Origin of the sequence: Devosia sp., from assembly GCF_965229025.1 — a bacterium.
Lineage (GTDB): Bacteria > Pseudomonadota > Alphaproteobacteria > Rhizobiales > Devosiaceae > Devosia_A.
The window spans coordinates 356,549-373,462 of sequence record NZ_OZ245853.1 but is presented as its reverse complement, the minus strand read 5'-3'; the positions used below and the strand labels follow the sequence as shown (position 1 = coordinate 373,462).

Sequence of the window (16,914 nt, the reverse complement as noted above, 5' to 3'; positions counted from 1 at the left end):
GAAAAACATATATTTTTCCGTATCTTAGCTAGGCAAAAGCTGCCTCGCATACGGCAAATACTGCCCATTGAATCCCCGTAAATTCCCGCGCATTCTGCACCAGGATAAAGCCTCGAAGAACGCGGGATGCGGTCTGCATCCCGTTGATTCGCCAAGGATTTACCATTCGTTAGTAACGCGCCCTGCGCGTTGCGCCGCGCAGATTTTTGCAACCCAATGTCTCTGAGTTGCCCTCTGGCAATGCTGAGACCTATTGGCATTGTTCAGCAACTCAGCGCCCGACTATTGACAGGTACAGCAACATACCCGCCTTGCACCGGCCACAAAACTGGCCCGTACGAGACCCAGCGGCCCTGTAAATCCGGAAATGAAAAAGCCGGTCGCCGTCACCTCTAAGGATGACGCACCGGCACTGAGACCCCCGACTCAGGAAGCGTGAAGCGCCTCAGGCGCTTCGATGCTGGCGACCTTGAATGTTCAGGCCTTGGGCTGGGCCGATGAGCGTGACGCCCAGGCCAGCGTCACCCCAAACAGGGTGAACGCAATGATCACGGCGCTTACGAACAACACGGCTTCTGGCGGCATCGGAATCTCCTTGGCTTGACGCCAGGGAAATCACCACCGCCCCAGAGATCCCGCATTGATCCAGATCAACCGCATCAGATCACTCACCATGCCGCCTGAACGGCACCCCCAGCGCCGCCGGCGCGCCGCTCCGCTGCGCAAACCCGGCCAGCACCACAATCGTCAGCACATAGGGCAGCATGATCAGGAACTGCAGCGGCACCCCGATCGGCAGCAACTGCGCCCGCAATTGCAGCGCCTCGGCCGCGCCAAACAACAGCGCCGCCGCCACGATCCCAAACGGATGCCGCCGGCCCAAAATCAGGATTGCCAGCGCGATATAGCCGCGCCCCGCGGTCATGTTGTCGAGAAACAGCCCGGTCGCGCTGGTCGATAGAAACGCTCCACCGAGCCCGGCCAGCGCCCCACTCACCATCACCGCGCCATAGCGGATGCCGATGACGTTAAGCCCCAGCGTCTCCGCCGCCACCGGATGCTCGCCCACCGCCTTGATCGACAGCCCCAGCGTCGAGCGATGCATCACCAGCCACGCCACCACCACCAGCCCCACCGTCAGGTACGTCAGCGGATCATGCTCGAACAGCAGCGGTCCGATGATCGGCACCTGCCCCAGCGCGCCGAAATCGATCGGCTGGAACGGCGTGATCCTTGGCGGCGCCGTCCCCGACCCGAAAGCGAGCCGGAAAAAGAACGCCGACACCCCGAGCATCAGGAGGTTGAACGCAATCCCCACCACCACCTGGTTGGCACCCACCGTCACCGCGTACCAGGCCAGCCCAAGCCCAGCCAACGCACCAACGATCATGGCCGAAGCCACGCCTAACCACAGATTTCCGGTGGCGTAAGCGACGATGAAACCGACAAAACAGCCGATCAGCATCATCCCCTCGAGCCCGATATTGAGCACCCCGGATTTCTCCGAAAACATCCCGCCCAGCGCCACCAAGAGGATCGGCACGCTGAGCCGTACGCTCGCCGCGAGAAAACCCGCCAGCACCGGATCGGAGATCGCCGCCAGCACCTGCTCCATCACACCGCTCCCGCAGGCTTGGCCCGGCGCGGCAAGGCGTTCTGCGCAATGAGAAAAAGCACCACCAGCGCCTGGATCACCGTCGTGAGCGCACTCGGCACCCCCGCCGCCGATTCCATCGTCGTCGAGCCAATCTGCAGCGCCGCAAACAACACCGCCGCCGCCAGCACCCCAATCGGATTGGTCTGGCCCAGGAGCGCCACGATGATCGCGGTGTACCCAAACCCCGGCGACAGGTTCTCGATCATCCGCCGATGCACCCCCGCCACCTCCGAAAACCCCGCAACCCCCGACAGCGCGCCGCAGACGAGGAACCCGGTCCACACCATGCGCCGCACGTTGATCCCTGCATTCAGCGCTGCCCGCGCATTCTGCCCCACCGCCCTGAGCCGGAACCCCTCCACCGCCCGCCACAGATAAACCTGCGCCAACGCCGCAACGACCACGACGATCAATATCCCCGCATGGAGCCGCGACCCCGGCATCACCACCGGCAACCGCCCCTCCGCCCCCAGCCGCACTGTCTGCGCCAGCGGCGAAGCCGGATCCTGCAGCGGCCCATGCAGCAGGTACCCGACGAAATAGATCGCGATATAGTTGAGCATGATCGTCGTGATCAGCTCATCCGCCCGGAACCGCTGCTTCAGCACCCCGGCAATCGCCGACCACAATGCTCCAGCCACCGCCGCAGCCACCGCCATCGCCGGCAGCACCAGCGCCTGCGGCGCCCCGGCGAGTTGCGTTCCCGCCCATGCCGCCGCGATCCCGCCGATATAGAGCTGCCCCTCCGCCCCGACATTGAACACGCCCGCCCGGAACGCCAGCGCGATGCCGATCCCGCACAGCGCCAGTGGCACCGTCCGAATCGCCGTCTCCGCCAGCCCGTTGCTGCTCCCCAGCGACGCCTCGAACAGGCTCGAATACGCCTTCACCGGGTCGAGCCCGATCAGCGCAATCAGCCCCGCCCCTGCCGCAAACGCCAGTAGCACCGCCACCAGCCCGGAGAGCACTGAACGCGGCAGCAGGTACCGCTCGACGAACGCCATCGCCGCTTCCGCCCCGTTCATGCTGCCCCCGCCATCAGCAGCCCCAGCCGCTCAACCGTCACATCGGCGCGCGCCAGCACCCCCACCACCGCGCCCTTGAACATCACGACAATCCGGTCCGACAGCGCCATGATCTCGTCGAGCTCCGTCGAAATCAGCAGAACCCCTGCGCCTGCCTCCCGCCGCGCCAGCAACTGGCTCTGGAGGAATGCCGTCGCCCCGATATCGAGCCCACGCGTCGGCTGCACCGCGACAATCAGCTTCGGATCGCGCGACAGCGCGCGCCCCAGCACCACCTTCTGCTGGTTCCCACCCGAGAGACTGCCGATCGGCTGGCCAACCCGCTCGAGCCGCACGTCGAAGTCCTTCACCAGCCGCTCTGCATGCCGCGCAATCGCTGCCCGGCTCTGCAGCCCGAACCGCTGGAACCGCGGCGCCCCGACTTCCTCCGCGACGAAATTATCCGCCACCGCCATCTGCTCGAAAATCGCCGTCCGGTGCCGGTCCTCGGGAATATGCGCCAACCCCGCCGCGATGCGCTCGGCGATGGGCCGTCCCGCCATTTCCCGCCCGCCGATCCGGATCGAGCCCACCTCGACCGGCAGCAGTCCGACAACCGCTTCCGCCAGTTCCTGCTGGCCGTTGCCGTCCACCCCGGCCACCCCGACGATCTCGCCCTCCGCCACGCTGACGTTGACATCGTTGAGCCGCAGCACCCCGCGCGCGTCATGGCTCGTGAGCCCTGTCGCCTCCAGCACCGCGGGCGCCGCCGGTCGTGCCACCGCCGAAAGCCGCGGCAGCGTCACGTCATCGCCCACCATCAGCTGCGCGATCTGCCGCTCATTGGTCTCGCGCGTCACCAGCGTCCCCGCCACCTTGCCGCGCCGCAGCACGGTGATCCGGTCGGTCAGCGCCATCACTTCGTGCAATTTGTGGCTGATGAAAACGATCGCCGTCCCCGCCTCGGCGAGCGACCGCAGCACCGGAAACAGCGCGGCACTTTCCTGCGGTGTCAGCACCGCCGTCGGCTCGTCCAGCACCAGGATGCGCGCCCCGCGATAGAGCGCCTTGACGATCTCCACGCGCTGCTGCCCCGCCACTGACAATTCGCCTGCCAGCGCATCACCGCGAACCGCCAGCCCATGCCGCGCGCCCAGCGCCTCGACGGCCCTTGCTACCTCGCCCATCTTCGGAAACCAGCGGCGCACCTCTGGCAGGCCGAGCGACACATTCTCGGCGACGGTCAGTGTCTCCACCAGCATGAAGTGCTGGTGCACCATGCCGATGCCCAGCCGCCGCGCCATCTGCGGATCGGTGATCACCGTCGGCTTGCCGTCGATGCGGATCTCTCCCGCCTGCGGCTGCAACAGCCCTGCAAGCACGCGCATCAGCGTCGTCTTGCCGGCGCCGTTCTCACCCAGGAGCGCATGGATCTCGCCCGGCGCTACACTAAAGCTCACCGCATCATTGGCCACGACGGCGCCGAACTGCACGCGAATATCACGCATTTCGACAGCCGCCGCAGCCAGCGGCGTCACACTAACGCTCATCGACAACCAGTCTTATTCGACGGCAGTCGTGTCGAGCGGCACTTCAAACGTCCCGGCCTTGATCGCCGCTATCTTGTCCTCGACCGCCTTGATCACCGCCGGGTCAACATTGCTGTCGAGCCCGTGGAAATCAGCCAGTTGCACCGATCCGGCCGAAACACCCATCGACCAGTTCTCGCTCTTCCAGGTCTTGTCGATCACCGCCTGGCCAACCGCCGTCACCAGCGGTCCCAGATCCCAGGTCACGCTCGTCAGGACGTTCTTTGGCCCAAGGAAATTCTGGTCTGTCATGGCGCCCAGCGCGAAGACGTTCTTGGCCAGCGCTGCGTCGATCACGCCCACGCCCTGTGCGCTCAGCACGTCAGCGCCCTGCTCGACCTGGGCAATCGCGGCTTCCTTCGCCTTGGGCGGATCAAACCAGCTGCCGATAAACGTATGCAGCACCTTGATCTCGGGCTTCACTTCTTTGGCGCCCGCTTCATAGGCGTGCAGGTTCGCCAGCATGTTCGGCGCCGGCATGCCGCCGACCCAACCAATCGCCGCCGTCTTGCTCGTCCCTGCCGCCAGCATCCCGGCGAGATAGGCGCCCTGATAGTCGGGGTTCGAATAGGTCCCGAGGTTAGGCGCGAGGCTCGCCGCCGTGCCTGCCATGAAGATGGTGTTCGGGTAGTCCTCGGCCGCGTTGAGCGCCGCGTCGCCAAACGAGAAGCTATGCGCAAAAATCAGCCCATAGCCGCGATCAGCGAAGTCGCGCAGCAGGCGCTCGGCGTCCGCATCGGTCACATTTTCCACGTAGGAGACTTCGGCGCCCAGTGCCTTGGCTGCCGTCTGGAGGCCGTTATAGCCGACCGAATTCCAGTCATTGTCGGTGATCGGGCCGGGCAGGATCATCGCGATCTTCAAGGTCGCTGCCAGTGCCGGCAGCGCCAATGCGAACAACGTCGATACAAAAGTCACCAGCATTGCCAATGGCTTGAGCCACCGCCGCAGCGGCAGGCCGGATTTGTCCTGATGGACCATTCAAACGCTCCTGTGGGAATTTTTCGGGTCATTGGCGCGTCCGTCGCTTGGTGCGATGCGCGCTGCGGGAACAATGATAGAGCAGCCGGGCCCCCGGTCAATGCCCATACTTTAGGCTGAACCATGCACTGCACCTATTTGATGCGAACTGGCAACTACGATTTCTGAATTCCATTTGACTTAATATCGAAAGGCTGCCTAGTCTCCGTTCGAACGCGGGGATTGCTGTGGCTCTGAAGGGCGCAAATCAGGAGTTTGGGCGGCCGTACAATCGCAGGATTGTGCTGGAATCCATCCGCCGCGACGCTCCCACCACCCGGGGCCGCATTGCCCAATCGGTTGGCCTCACCGTGCAGACCGTCTCCACCATCATCCGCGAACTCGAAGAGCAGGGCTTCATCCTCTCGGTGCGCGAAGAGCCCAAGGGCCGCGGCCTGCCACCGACCACCTTGCGGATCAATCCTGATGGCGGCTTCGCCGTCGGCGTCCATCTGACCCCGCTCGGCATCGATGTCGCGCTGGTCAATCTCGGCGGCGACATCGTCGGCAGCATCCACCGCGACGCGCCCAATTGTACGCCGGACACGGCCTTCGCGCTGATCAGCTCCATGGTCCCCGAACTGGCGGCGCTTCGGCCCGGCGGACGTATGCTCGGCGTCGGCCTCGCGCTTCCCGGCCCGTTCGATGTCGATTCCATGAGCTTTGTCGGCCCCACCACCATGGCCGGCTGGGGCAATGTCCCCTTGCGGGAGCGGCTGACTGAGGCAACGGGCCTGCCCGCCTTTTACGAAACCGATATGGCCGCCGCCGCGCTCGGCGAACGTCTTTACGGCCTCGGGGCTGCATTCTCCGACTTCTACTATCTCTATCTCACCGTCGGTCTCGGCGGCGCCATGGTGCATGACGGTGCCGTGCAGCGCGGCGCTTGGGGAAATGCCGGTGAAATTGGCCACATTCCACTGGTCCTCAACGGCGAGCCCTGCCCCTGCGGCAATCGCGGCTGCCTCGAGCGCTACATCTCGCTCGAAGCCTATAACCGCCGTCCCGCTGGCATAAGCGAATCCGCCTGGGTCGACAGTGTCGCCCCGATCTTCCGGGCTGCCATCACCACGGTTGAAAACCTCTTCGACCCCGAGGCCATCATCCTGGGTGGCCTCGCCGCGCCGTCACTCATCGAGGCCCTGGTCGGCGTCACGGCGCACTTGCCCAATTCCGTCTCCGCCCGGCGTGACCGCAAGGCCCCGCGCGTCGTCGTTTCCAACGGGGGCCAGCACACTGTGCTGCGCGGCGCTGCAGCTCTGGCCGTCTCTGGCGTCCTCTCGCCCCGCTTCGGCACTATGTTCCCCCCCGAGCGCGACCCGCTCGATCGACCCTCACTCCCAAACAAGGGCCTCGCCGCATGACCGAACCGCTGCTGGTGCTCGAAGACATCAAGAAGAACTACGGCGCCATCGAAGCGCTGAAGGGCATCTCCTTCACCATCGGCAAGGGCGAAGTCGTCGCACTTTTAGGCGATAACGGGGCCGGTAAGTCGACGCTGGTCAAGATCATCGCCGGCGGCCTCGAGCCCACCTCCGGCCGCATGCTGTTCGAAGGTAAGGATTTCCTCGCCAAGTCGCCTTCAGAGGCCAAAGAGGCGGGCATCGAGACCGTCTACCAGGACCTCTCGCTCGCCACCAATGTCGATGTCGTCGCCAACTTCTTCATGGGCCGCGAAATCACCAAAAGCTTCTTCGGCATTCCGGTGCTCGATGAAAAGGCCATGGAAGACATAGTGGCCAAGGCGCTCGCCAGCGCCGGCACACGTATTCCGTCGCTTCGCACCAAGGTCGAGCACCTGTCGGGCGGCCAGCGTCAGGCGATCGAACTCAACCGCTTCGTCCACTGGGGCGGCAAGCTCGTCCTTCTCGACGAACCCTTTGCCGCACTCGGCGTCGAACAGACCCGCCGCGGCCTCGATATGATCCGCCATGTCGCCAATCAGGGCATCGGCGTCGTCATCATCACCCACATCATGCAACAGGCCTTCCAGGTCGCCGACCGGATCGTGGTGATCCGCCAGGGCGTCGTGGCGGGCAATGTTGCAACCAAGGATACAAGCCCCGATGCGGTGATCAATATGATCACCGGAGAAAGTCTAGCCGGTGCCGGACCGGCAGCCTGACGGGGCGATAACAGGGTCCGGCGTTACAGGAGCGAATGATATGAAGCGAATACTTCTTGCCATGTTCGGTGTCCTGGCAGCGGCGCTAGCCCTGCTGTCACCGGCCTTCGCCCAATCCAAGGGCAAGGTCTACTATATGGTCCCTACCTTGCTCGACGAGTTCCAGACCGGCTCGGTCTCGGCGCTGGAAATGTTCCTCAAGCAGGTCGGCTACGAAATGGTCACCCTGAACGCGGACAACAAGACCGACGTCCAGCAGTCCCAGATGAACGACGTCATCGCCTTGAAGCCCTCGGCCATCATTCTCGCGGCCGTCGATTTCAACGCCCTGAAGCCTTCCATTGAAGCCGCCATGGCCGCTGGCATCCCGGTCGTCGAGTTTGACCGCCAGATCACCACGACGCCGTCGGCGTTCACCTCGGTGGCCGGCACCATCGAGATCGGCTACGTCGCCGCCGAACAAGCCCAGAAGCTCCTCACCGCCAAGAATGGTTCGGTCAAGGGCAAGGTTCTCCAGATCCTCGGCGATCCGGGCGACCCCTATACCCTCGACATCCAGAAGGGCTTTGAAGAGAAGATGGCGGCCTTCCCGGACGTCAAGATCATCTCCCTCCCTGCCATGCAGTGGGAAGCCAGCAACGCCGGCACCATCGCGTCCGACCAGCTGGTCGCCAATCCCGATATCGACCTGATCTTCTCGCACGCCGCCCACCTCTCGGTGGCTGTAGTCGCCGCGCTGGAATCGGCCGGCAAGAAGCCGGGCGACATCATGCTGATGAGCTCGAACGGCGCTCCGGTCGGTCTCGACCTGATCCGCAAGGGCTGGCTCAATGTCGAAGTCGAGCAGCCGCTCTACGCCCAGGCTGCTGCCGTCGCCATGTTCATGGACAAGATCGTTGCCAAGTCCGAAATCAAGGCCGGTCCCTATGACGTCCTTGGCCTGCCCTCGACCGTGACCATCGAAGCCTGGGGCCCCAACATCAAGGTCCCCGGCGCCGCAATCGACAAGTCGAACGTGGATGACCCCAAGTTCTGGGGCAACCTGAAGCCGCCGACCGATACGGTCAAATCCGTCGAATAACGAACACGGGACGGGGCGTCACTTTCGCACCGTCTCGGAGCCCCTTGCGGGGAAGGGTGAGGGGCGGCCCCCCTGTGGACGCAGTAACTGTGCCTGCTCCTCACCTGACTATTTTCCAGGCCCAGACACTGGGGATGAGTTCCTCCCTTCCCGGGTTCGGGCGTCGGCTGCCGCTCTGCGTGAGAAGCGCAGGCCCACGAAGTCTCCTCTCCCCGCCGGGGAGAGGCTACCCCACCCAAATCCCTGTCCCTCGAAGGGCAAGGCAAGGGGCCCGTCCCCGCCAACACTCAGACACATCGGACCCCGCCATGAAGCCCCGCAATCGCCAAGCCCTTGAGTTTGTGCTCGATAATCTCGTCTGGTTCATGCTCGTGTTCGTGTTGATCGTCTTTTCGATCTTCATTCCCAACTTCTTCCAGCCCGGCATCTTTGCCAACATCATCGAAGCCTCGAGCGTGCTCGGCATCATGTCGATTGGCCTCGCGCTGGTGATTATCGCAGGCCACATGGACTTGTCGGTCGAGTCGACGGCGGCGCTCAGCGCCATGGCAGTCGGCGTGGTGTTTTGCTCGTCCGGCATCGGCCTCAATGTGCAGTTGCAGCCTGAGTGGCTGGCCGTCCCTGTATCGCTTGCCCTGTCTATGGCCGTGGGCGCCGCCATCGGCGGCTTCAACGGCCTGCTCGTCGTCAAACTGAAGATGAACGCCTTCATCGTCACACTTGCGTCCTACATCTGGGTGCGCGGCATCGTCCTCGCGGTATCGGGCGGCAGGTCCGCCCAGGATCTCGCCCCCGCAATCCGCTGGTTCGGCATCCAGCGCCTCGGCATTGATGTTCCAGGCTTCAACTTCTCGGTCCCCCTCACCGCTTGGCTGGCGATTGCCTGCTTCGTCGTCTTCTCCTTCATCATGGCCAAGACGCGGTTCGGCCGGCATCTGCTGATGATCGGCGGTAACGAGAACGCCACCTTCCGCGCCGGCATCAAGGTCAACCGCATCCTGATCATCGCCTTCATCCTCGCCGGCGCCATCGCCGCCCTCGCCGGCTGGGTCCTTGCCATCCGCACCTCGGGCGCCACCGCAAATCTCGGCACCGGCCTGCTGTTCAACGCCTTCGCGGCAGTGGTGATCGGCGGCGTCAGCCTGAAGGGCGGCGTCGGCGCCCTGCCCGGCGTCTATGCCGGTGTGCTGCTGCTCTCGGCCATCAACACCGCCATCAACCTGATGGGCCTGCCTGCCACCTCCACCCAGGTGATCCATGGCCTCCTGGTGCTTGCCGCCGTCCTCCTCGACACCCTGAAACAGACCATTCGGCAGAAGCTCGCATGACCACCACCAGCAACAGACCCGGCCGCCTCGAAAACCAGGTCGCCCTCATCATCGGCGCCGCCCGCGGCATCGGCCGCGGCATCGCCGAGCGCTTCCTCGAAGAGGGCTGCAAGGTCGTCATCGCCGACACCGAAATCGAAGCCGGCGAAGCCACCGCCCGCGAACTCGGCATCCCCTTCATTGCCACCGACATCTCGAAAATGGCCGATGCCGAGGCCGCCGTCGCCCTGGCGCTCAAGCACTATGGCCGGCTCGACATCATGGTACAGAACGCCGGCATCTATCCCTGGCAGCTGATCGAAGCGACGACGCCCGAAGACTGGGATCGCGTCATGGGCGTCAACCTCCGCGGCGCCTTCATCTCCGCCCGCGCCGCACTCGTCCCCATGAAGCAGCAGGGTTCGGGCCGCATCCTCTTCACCTCGTCGATCACCGGGCCTCACGTCACCAGCCCCGGCCACGGCCACTACTCAGCCTCGAAGGCCGGCATCAACGGCTTCATCCGCGCCGCAGCACTCGAGTTCGCTGGCTATGGCGTCACCGTCAACGGCGTCGAGCCCGGCAATATCCTCACCGAGGGCATCCAGTTGCACCGCTCCGAAGCCTTCATCAAGGGCATGGCCGACGCCATCCCGCTCGCCCGCCTCGGCTCCCCCCGCGACGTCGCCAACGCCTTCCTCTTCCTCGCCTCCGAAGACGCCAGCTACATCACCGGCACCACAATCATCGTCGACGGCGGCCAACTCCTCCCCGAAGGCGCCGACTTCCGCATTTTGCCGGAGTAGGCACTAGTCGCGCTGTCCCCTCTCCCCTCCGGGGACTTCGAGCCGTCCCGCCAGGGCAAATCGGTCCAGTGGACCGATTTGAGGGGAGCAGGCCATGAGAGCTATGCTCGAATGGCAGGGGTGGCGAGCGCAGCGAGACGGTGAGGGGCCGGTTGCATCGAATGCTCGGATCAAGCTGCAGACCCGCCAGCCCCTAAAACCCCTTCACCATAAACGTCGTGTGCCGCGGCAGGCTCTCGTCCGCCAGCACCGAGAACCCGAGCTTGTCGTAGAACGCCTGCGCCCCGCGGTTCTTCGGGCTCACCTGCAGATGCATCCCCGGCGCCCCGGCTTCGGCCAGCCGCGCCATCAGGTAGGTCAGCCCCCGATGCCCGATCCGCCGTCCCCGCGCCTCCGGCAACAGGTCGATATGCCCATGCGCCGGATACGGGTGTAGCACCGGCGGATAGACGAACTCCGGATGATGGATCGCGTACCGCGCCCAGTCGCTGCCCCGCCACCGGCTCTCGTCCGGCCCCGGGTCACCGAGCCGCGTCGCCAGCGGCGGCAACCAGTCGCGCCCGACTTCAGCGTAAAATTCCGCCGTATCCAGCGCCCCGAGAATATACCCGCACACACCCTCCGGCCCCTGCACAACGAAAGCAAAGTCCGGCGCAAACACCTGATACGGCACCGCATAGATCAAACCCAGAAGGCTCGGATCATCCTCCCGCCCGCTCGCATCCTTGCCGGAATCCCCGGTCCTCAGGCACACCAGTTTCAGCGCCGCATCGTCGGAGGTCTTGGCGCGGCGCAGGAAATACCCGTCGCCGAAATCAAGCACCATGGTGGAACCGGCCCTCGGCATCGCGCTTCAATAACTCCTGCACGCCAACCGTGAATCCGTGGCGATAGAAGTTATAGACCCGTTGTTTCGCCGGAAACAGGGCATCCGCAGCCGGCCGCTCATTAAGCCAGCCGAGATAAGCCACGAGATGCGTCACCTCCTCGCGCGCCTCCCACAGGTACTGGTTGAACGCATAGAACAGGTCGCGGTTCTCAAGCTCCGTCATCTGCTCGAACAACGCTCGGATCCGGTCCCTGAGCCCCACGATCGCCGCATACCCCGCCTGCCACTCCGGCCTGCGCGTATCGGGCCGATGCTCCGCCATCAGCCCCTTCGCCGTCGCCAGCAGCCCCTCCACCTCCGGCCCGCACCGGAACGGCTGGTAGCAGAGCTCAGCCAGCAACCGGATATGCTCCTCGGACACGGTCGCATTCGACGACGCCAGCCGGAACCGCTCCCGCCACGCGCCCAGCGCTTCCGATAGCGCCGCAGCTTCATCATAGCCCCCGCCCGCCAGCGCCCCCGTCGTCCGCACCGCCACGAAGTTCGCCTCGAACTCATTGTTCGGGTTCGTGATCAGCCCGTCGATCAGCGGCAATATGTCGTCACCGCGCCCGCCCAGCGGCCCGGCATAAACCCGTCTGATATCGTAGTCATTGGCGTGGAAATTATCCCAGATCACCGGCTTCCGGCGCAGTACCCCGCCAATCTCGCGCAGCGAGTCCGCGCTGATCGTCTCAGACACGATATCCGGCCCGGTCCAGAACACCCCGATCTCCGGCGCCAGCTTTTGCCCGATCTCCTGGAGATAGCCCGAGCCCGCCACATCGTGCCCGACAAACGCCGCGCAATATTCCGTGGGGCAGAACAGCATCATCCCGTCCGGCGCCTTGCTCCTTAGATACCGGAACGCCGCATTGGCGAACGCCGCCTGCGCCGCCGCCAGCGTGCCGAACGCCGCCACATCCTCATCCCGCATGGTGCGCGGGATGTCGTCAAACAGCAGCACATAGTGCCGCACGCCCAGTCCCAGAAGCTGGTCGATCCGCCGTGCCAACGCGTCAACGTCGCTTGCGTCCGAGTAGACGACGTCGAGACTAGGTGCGATGGCCACAAAGAACTGCTGCTTGCGCACGGCCGCCGCATCGACCAGCTTCTGGAGTTCTGCGGCTTCCGCCGCGGTGTAGGTTTCGCGCCAGCGGGCACGGATCTTGATGTCGTCCTTCGGGCCGTAGACGAACGTATTCATCCCCGCCGCGCCGATCCAGTCGAGCATTTCGACGCGCTGCGCCCCACTCCACGCGCGCCCGTAAAACCCCTCGATCACGCCACTCAAAAACATCTGGCCTCAATCCATCGCGGTGGCCGAAAGCCCCGCGATCACGTGTTTCTGCAAGATGAAATACAGCACCAGGATCGGCACCGTGGTGATCGCCAGCGCCGCAAACACCAGTGCATAATCGGTGCTGTGGTAGCCATAGAACCGCACCAGCCCCACCGGCAGCGTCCGCTTATCCTCGTCGACAATGAACAGCAGCGCAAACAGCAACTCGTTCCAGATGTTGATGGTGTTGATCACGATCATCGTCAGCATCGCCGGCCACACCATCGGCACGGAAATCCGCCAGAAGATCTGCCAGGTATTGGCCCCGTCGATCCGCGCCGCCTCTTCCATGTCCGGCCGCACGCCGTTGAAATAGCTGCGCATCAAAAACACCGTCAGCGACAGCGACCACGCCGCCCCAGGCAGGATCAGAGCCCATGGCGTGTTGAGGATTCCCATGTCCCGCAACTGCGTGAACAGCGGGATCGCCACCGTCGGCGGCGGCAGCAGCAGCCCGATCAGCATCAGCCGGTAGCAGAGCCGCCGGAACGGAAACTCGAGCCGCGTGAACGCGAATGCCGCTGCCGTCGCCGTCCCCACGCACAGCGTCACCCCAATCACCGTCACAAAGATCGAGTTGAGGTAAAGCCCGCCCATCCCACCGGTGACCCACGCCTCGACGAGGTTCTCCCATCGCCACGTAGATGGCAGCGCGAAGGGCTGCTTGAAGATCTCACGGTTGGATTTGAACGCCGACAGCACCATCCAGATCGTGGGGTAGAACATGATCGCGACCACAACCGCAGCCACCCCAAGCTGCACCCATTCGCCCGTGCTGCGGCGCGTCTCAGTAGCGGCTGACATTGGCCCGCTCCGAAAACCGCAGGTAAACCAAGGAGATCGCGATCACCACCAGTGTCAGGATCACCGTCATGGCGATGCCATAGCTCAGCTGGTTCTGGTCAAACGCCTTCTTCATGATCCAGGTCGCCGGCACCTCGGTCGCCGAATAGGGCCCGCCATTGGTCATGGTGAAGAACAGGTCGAACCCGGCAAATCCTCCGGTAATCGCCAGCAGCAGCGCCACGAGGATATTCTGGCGCAGCAGCGGCAGCGTGATGTGGAAGAACATCGTGACCGGCCCTGCCCCATCGAGCCGCGCCGCCTCGTAGATGTTCTTCGGGATACGCCGCAGCGCGGCAAAAAAGATCACCATGTAAAAGCCGGAATACTTCCAGCCCGAAACAATCATGATTGCGATCAGCGCCGTCCCCGGCTGGCTGAGCCAGGGCTGCGCCAGGTCACCCGCGCCAAGAGCTCTCAGCACCGAGTTGAGCAGCCCCGATCGATAGTCCAGCACGAACGCCCACAACACGCCCGCCGCCGACATGCTCAGCACCACCGGCGAAAAGAAGAACCCGCGCATCAGCGCAAAGCCTTTACGGTCCGAGTTCAGCAGCACCGCCATCACCAGCCCGAAGCTGACCTCGAACACGAACGTGCCGAGGATGTAGAGCACCACGTGCACATAGCTCATCAAGTGCTCGGGGTCGGTGAACGCCCGCTGGAAATTGGCGAGCCCGACAAACACCGGCTTGGTGAACCCATCCCACTGGGTGAACGCATAGAAAAACGCCGATCCCATCGGCAGCAGCACAAACACCCCAAACAGCACCATCGCCGGCGCCACAAACAACAAATTCACCGCCCCCGAAGCAATCGGCGCCGAACGGTCCTCAAGGGGAGCTGGACTACCGGCCATCGAGGAAACCGCAGGGGTGATACTTGGCCTTTTGCACGGGGTACGCCGCTTGTTGCCTTCTCCCCTTGTGGGAGAAGGTGGCGCGCAGCGCCGGATGAGGGGTTCGCGACACCTTGGTGTCGCGCGATCCGAACGAAGTGAGGAGCGGCCAGCATACGCTGAGAGAACCCCTCATCCGCCCTTCGGGCACCTTCTCCCACAAGGGGAGAAGGCAAGGAGTGCGCAACCGCCCCTCCCCCATCCCCCTAGTTCGCCTTGGCAATCTGCGCGACATTGTCATCAAGCCAAACCAGCGCATCCTTGGGCGACTTCTCGCCCGTCGCGACCATCGCTGCGGCCTGATAATACGCCTCGGCCACCGGCACCGGATAGGTCGTGTCGGGGGGCGGCACCATCGTCGGCGCGTTGGCCAGCATGGCCGCCATCGCCTTGGTCTGGTCGTCGAGCTTCGCCGCTTCGTTCACCCCCTTGATCGGGCTGAGCGAACCGGACTCGGCGCGCTTCACCTGGTTATCGAACGAGGTGTAGAACTTGAGGAACTTGATCGCCTCGGCCTTGTGCTGGCTCTTGGCATCCACCACCCAGCCCGTCACCGTGCCGATCACGCTGTCCTTCAGCGGATGGTCAGGGTCGATCACCGGCGTATCGAACTCGCCATACTGGAAGTCGGCATCCGCCAGTTCCTTGGCCGTACCGATCAGCCACGAGCCGATCGGGTGCATCACCGCTGCGCCTTCGAGGAACGTCGCCATCGCCGGGTCAGCGCCGAGCCCCGCCATGTCCTTGTTGAACGCACCGATATCATGCAGCTGCTGGATATAGCCCAGCGCCTTCTCGAACCCTGGCGTCGAGAACTTGCCGGTCTGGCTGAACGCCGCCTTGTACTCGTCGGGCGGCACCACCTTGGCGGCAATATGCGAGGCCCAGTTGCCGAAAGGCCAGAACTCCTGATTGCCCTCGATGATCGGCGTTTCGCCCGCTGCCACAAGCGTCTTGATGACTGTGACGAACTCGTCCCAGGTCTTGGGCGGCGTCAGGTTGTTCTCGGCAAAGATCGTCTTGTTGTACCAGATCGTGTTGGTCACATCGAGCGAGGTCGGGATCATATAGACCTTGCCCTCGAACATCGTTCCCGCCCCTGCCGTCCACACCGACGGGACGAACGTGTCGCCCCAGCCGTCGGTCGCCAGCGCGTCGGTGAGGTCGACCGCATAGCCCGCCTGCGCATCGCGCGCCACCGGGAACCCAGCCCACTGGAAATAGATGTCGGGCACATCGGCGCCCTGCAACTGGGTGATCAGCCCGGTGTCCGAATAGGTATCGTCGTCGAACGGGATCTGCTTGACCTTGATGTCCGGGTTCGCCGCCTCAAAGGCCGCAACAATCTCGTCCAGCACCACCTTTTCGGCGCCGCCGGTCGTGGCGTGGGTAATCCGCAGTTCTGTCTGCGCCATTGCCGTCGTCGTCAGCAGCGCGGTTCCAAGCGCAAATAGCGCCAAACGCAGGCCCTTCATCGATCGCACCCCTTTGTCTCATTTCGAACTGGTACGTTATTGGTTTAGTCAGATTTGTCCAGCGACTTGCGAAGCATTGGAAACTATTTTTCCAGCCCCTTGCCAACGCCATGCCAAAATCATACCAGTTTCAAAACGGCCGAACCGTCGAGCGAGGATAAATTGGACCTGTACGCCACCCTGCGCGAGCAAATTGACCGCCAGCATGGACCGTTGGGCGAACGCCTGCGCAACGCCTTGGCCGCCACTCTCGATGCGGGTCTCATCAATCCGGGCGAGTCGCTCCCGTCCGAGCGCGAAATGTCCGAAAAACTCGAAATGTCGCGCTCGACCATCCGCCAGGGCATCAAGGATCTGGCCCAGATGGGGCTGGTCACCACCCGCCCCGGCGCCGGCACCGTCGTTGTCGGCCGCATCCCCAAGGCGCTGTCGCGCCTTTCCGGCTTTACTGAAGATATGCAGCTGCGCGGCCTCATCGCCAGCTCGCGCGTCCTCGAATGTTCCATCGCCCCGGTTACCGCCGAAGCCGCATTCCGCACCGGCATGCCGCTTGGCACCCCCGTCATGACGCTGGCCCGTCTCCGGCTCGCCGGTGGCGAAGCGCTTTCTTACGAGCGCGCCGTTGTGCCGGTGTCCGCCGTCGGGGAAGACTATGACGGCTCGGGTTCGCTCTACGAACGGATGGATGCCCGCAACGCCCGCCCCCGCCGCATTCTCCAGAGTCTTGAGGCCACAGAAGCGAGCCCCGAGATCGCCATGCAACTCGGCATTCGCACCGGCGCGGCCGTGCTCGAGATTTCCCAGGTCGGCTACAGCGAAACCGGTATCGTCGTGGAAGACGCTGTCAGTTGGTATCGCGGCGATCGCTACAAATATGTCGGCGAAATCAAGGGCTGATG

15 protein-coding genes are annotated in these 16,914 nt (G+C 63.9%); 6 read left to right on the top strand and 9 right to left on the bottom strand.

The genetic code is table 11. From position 1 onward, the window contains the following. Positions 1-664: 664 nt before the first annotated feature. Genes ACO06J_RS01855 through ACO06J_RS01840 form a run of 4 tightly spaced genes read right to left on the bottom strand, consistent with a single transcriptional unit; the run spans position 665 to position 5,231 of the window. Positions 665-1,615, bottom strand: coding sequence for an ABC transporter permease (locus ACO06J_RS01855; protein WP_421759000.1), 951 nt, complete (start codon positions 1,613-1,615; stop codon positions 665-667). Continuing rightward, a complete protein-coding gene (locus ACO06J_RS01850; RefSeq protein WP_421758999.1) occupies positions 1,615-2,682 on the bottom strand; it encodes an ABC transporter permease in 1,068 nt (355 codons plus the stop codon). The genes ACO06J_RS01855 and ACO06J_RS01850 overlap by 1 nt, the downstream gene beginning before the upstream one ends. Next, complete coding sequence (locus ACO06J_RS01845) at positions 2,679-4,211, bottom strand: ABC transporter ATP-binding protein (RefSeq protein WP_421758998.1); 1,533 nt, start codon at positions 4,209-4,211, stop codon at positions 2,679-2,681. The genes ACO06J_RS01850 and ACO06J_RS01845 overlap by 4 nt, the downstream gene beginning before the upstream one ends. 12 nt (positions 4,212-4,223) lie before the next feature. After that, positions 4,224-5,231 carry a BMP family protein gene (locus tag ACO06J_RS01840; protein WP_421758997.1) on the bottom strand — a complete coding sequence of 336 codons (1,008 nt, stop codon included), beginning with the start codon at positions 5,229-5,231 and terminating at the stop codon, positions 4,224-4,226. 227 nt (positions 5,232-5,458) lie between these two features. Here ACO06J_RS01840 and ACO06J_RS01835 point away from each other — a divergent pair, with 227 nt between their 5' ends. From ACO06J_RS01835 to ACO06J_RS01815, 5 genes are all read left to right on the top strand, one after another. Continuing rightward, on the top strand, positions 5,459-6,634 hold the full coding sequence (locus ACO06J_RS01835; protein ID WP_421758996.1) for an ROK family transcriptional regulator: 1,176 nt from the start codon (positions 5,459-5,461) through the stop codon (positions 6,632-6,634). Continuing rightward, entirely contained in the window at positions 6,631-7,395 is a 765-nt protein-coding gene (locus ACO06J_RS01830; RefSeq protein ID WP_421758995.1) for an ATP-binding cassette domain-containing protein, read from the top strand. The genes ACO06J_RS01835 and ACO06J_RS01830 overlap by 4 nt, the downstream gene beginning before the upstream one ends. Positions 7,396-7,435: 40 nt before the next feature. Beyond that, positions 7,436-8,476: a sugar ABC transporter substrate-binding protein gene (locus ACO06J_RS01825; RefSeq protein WP_421758994.1), complete on the top strand. Its 1,041-nt coding sequence runs from the start codon at positions 7,436-7,438 to the stop codon at positions 8,474-8,476. 308 nt (positions 8,477-8,784) lie between these two features. Continuing rightward, entirely contained in the window at positions 8,785-9,804 is a 1,020-nt protein-coding gene (locus tag ACO06J_RS01820) for an ABC transporter permease (protein ID WP_421758993.1), read from the top strand. Further along, complete coding sequence (locus ACO06J_RS01815; RefSeq protein WP_421758992.1) at positions 9,801-10,589, top strand: SDR family oxidoreductase; 789 nt, start codon at positions 9,801-9,803, stop codon at positions 10,587-10,589. The genes ACO06J_RS01820 and ACO06J_RS01815 overlap by 4 nt, the downstream gene beginning before the upstream one ends. A gap of 193 nt (positions 10,590-10,782) precedes the next feature. Here ACO06J_RS01815 and ACO06J_RS01810 read toward each other — a convergent pair whose 3' ends face one another. The 5 genes from ACO06J_RS01810 to ACO06J_RS01790 form a co-directional block, all read right to left on the bottom strand. Then, positions 10,783-11,436 (bottom strand): GNAT family N-acetyltransferase, encoded by a 654-nt coding sequence (locus ACO06J_RS01810; protein ID WP_421758991.1) that lies wholly within the window; start codon positions 11,434-11,436, stop codon positions 10,783-10,785. Continuing rightward, positions 11,405-12,757, bottom strand: coding sequence for a beta-N-acetylglucosaminidase domain-containing protein (locus tag ACO06J_RS01805; protein WP_421758990.1), 1,353 nt, complete (start codon positions 12,755-12,757; stop codon positions 11,405-11,407). Before ACO06J_RS01805 ends, ACO06J_RS01810 begins: the two co-directional genes overlap by 32 nt. A gap of 6 nt (positions 12,758-12,763) precedes the next feature. Continuing rightward, complete coding sequence (locus ACO06J_RS01800; RefSeq protein WP_421758989.1) at positions 12,764-13,603, bottom strand: carbohydrate ABC transporter permease; 840 nt, start codon at positions 13,601-13,603, stop codon at positions 12,764-12,766. Beyond that, on the bottom strand, positions 13,587-14,501 hold the full coding sequence (locus ACO06J_RS01795) for a carbohydrate ABC transporter permease (RefSeq protein WP_421758988.1): 915 nt from the start codon (positions 14,499-14,501) through the stop codon (positions 13,587-13,589). The genes ACO06J_RS01800 and ACO06J_RS01795 overlap by 17 nt, the downstream gene beginning before the upstream one ends. Before the next feature lie 245 nt (positions 14,502-14,746). Next, positions 14,747-16,015: an ABC transporter substrate-binding protein gene (locus tag ACO06J_RS01790; RefSeq protein ID WP_421758987.1), complete on the bottom strand. Its 1,269-nt coding sequence runs from the start codon at positions 16,013-16,015 to the stop codon at positions 14,747-14,749. 162 nt (positions 16,016-16,177) lie between these two features. Between ACO06J_RS01790 and ACO06J_RS01785 the strand changes: the two genes are divergently transcribed. Further along, positions 16,178-16,912 (top strand): GntR family transcriptional regulator, encoded by a 735-nt coding sequence (locus ACO06J_RS01785; protein ID WP_421758986.1) that lies wholly within the window; start codon positions 16,178-16,180, stop codon positions 16,910-16,912. Positions 16,913-16,914: the final 2 nt, after the last annotated feature.

What these genes read in the sequence shown, in the direction of transcription:
- ACO06J_RS01850 (WP_421758999.1), bottom strand. Translation starts at nt 2,682, where the DNA reads ATGAACGGGGCGGAAGCGGCGATGGCGTTCGTCGAGCGGTACCTGCTG.
- ACO06J_RS01845 (WP_421758998.1), bottom strand. Translation starts at nt 4,211, where the DNA reads ATGAGCGTTAGTGTGACGCCGCTGGCTGCGGCGGCTGTCGAAATGCGT.
- ACO06J_RS01805 (WP_421758990.1), bottom strand. Translation starts at nt 12,757, where the DNA reads ATGTTTTTGAGTGGCGTGATCGAGGGGTTTTACGGGCGCGCGTGGAGT.
- ACO06J_RS01830 (WP_421758995.1), top strand. Translation starts at nt 6,631, where the DNA reads ATGACCGAACCGCTGCTGGTGCTCGAAGACATCAAGAAGAACTACGGC.
- ACO06J_RS01840 (WP_421758997.1), bottom strand. Translation starts at nt 5,231, where the DNA reads ATGGTCCATCAGGACAAATCCGGCCTGCCGCTGCGGCGGTGGCTCAAG.
- ACO06J_RS01820 (WP_421758993.1), top strand. Translation starts at nt 8,785, where the DNA reads ATGAAGCCCCGCAATCGCCAAGCCCTTGAGTTTGTGCTCGATAATCTC.
- ACO06J_RS01815 (WP_421758992.1), top strand. Translation starts at nt 9,801, where the DNA reads ATGACCACCACCAGCAACAGACCCGGCCGCCTCGAAAACCAGGTCGCC.
- ACO06J_RS01810 (WP_421758991.1), bottom strand. Translation starts at nt 11,436, where the DNA reads ATGCCGAGGGCCGGTTCCACCATGGTGCTTGATTTCGGCGACGGGTAT.
- ACO06J_RS01790 (WP_421758987.1), bottom strand. Translation starts at nt 16,015, where the DNA reads ATGAAGGGCCTGCGTTTGGCGCTATTTGCGCTTGGAACCGCGCTGCTG.
- ACO06J_RS01855 (WP_421759000.1), bottom strand. Translation starts at nt 1,615, where the DNA reads ATGGAGCAGGTGCTGGCGGCGATCTCCGATCCGGTGCTGGCGGGTTTT.
- ACO06J_RS01825 (WP_421758994.1), top strand. Translation starts at nt 7,436, where the DNA reads ATGAAGCGAATACTTCTTGCCATGTTCGGTGTCCTGGCAGCGGCGCTA.
- ACO06J_RS01800 (WP_421758989.1), bottom strand. Translation starts at nt 13,603, where the DNA reads ATGTCAGCCGCTACTGAGACGCGCCGCAGCACGGGCGAATGGGTGCAG.
- ACO06J_RS01795 (WP_421758988.1), bottom strand. Translation starts at nt 14,501, where the DNA reads ATGGCCGGTAGTCCAGCTCCCCTTGAGGACCGTTCGGCGCCGATTGCT.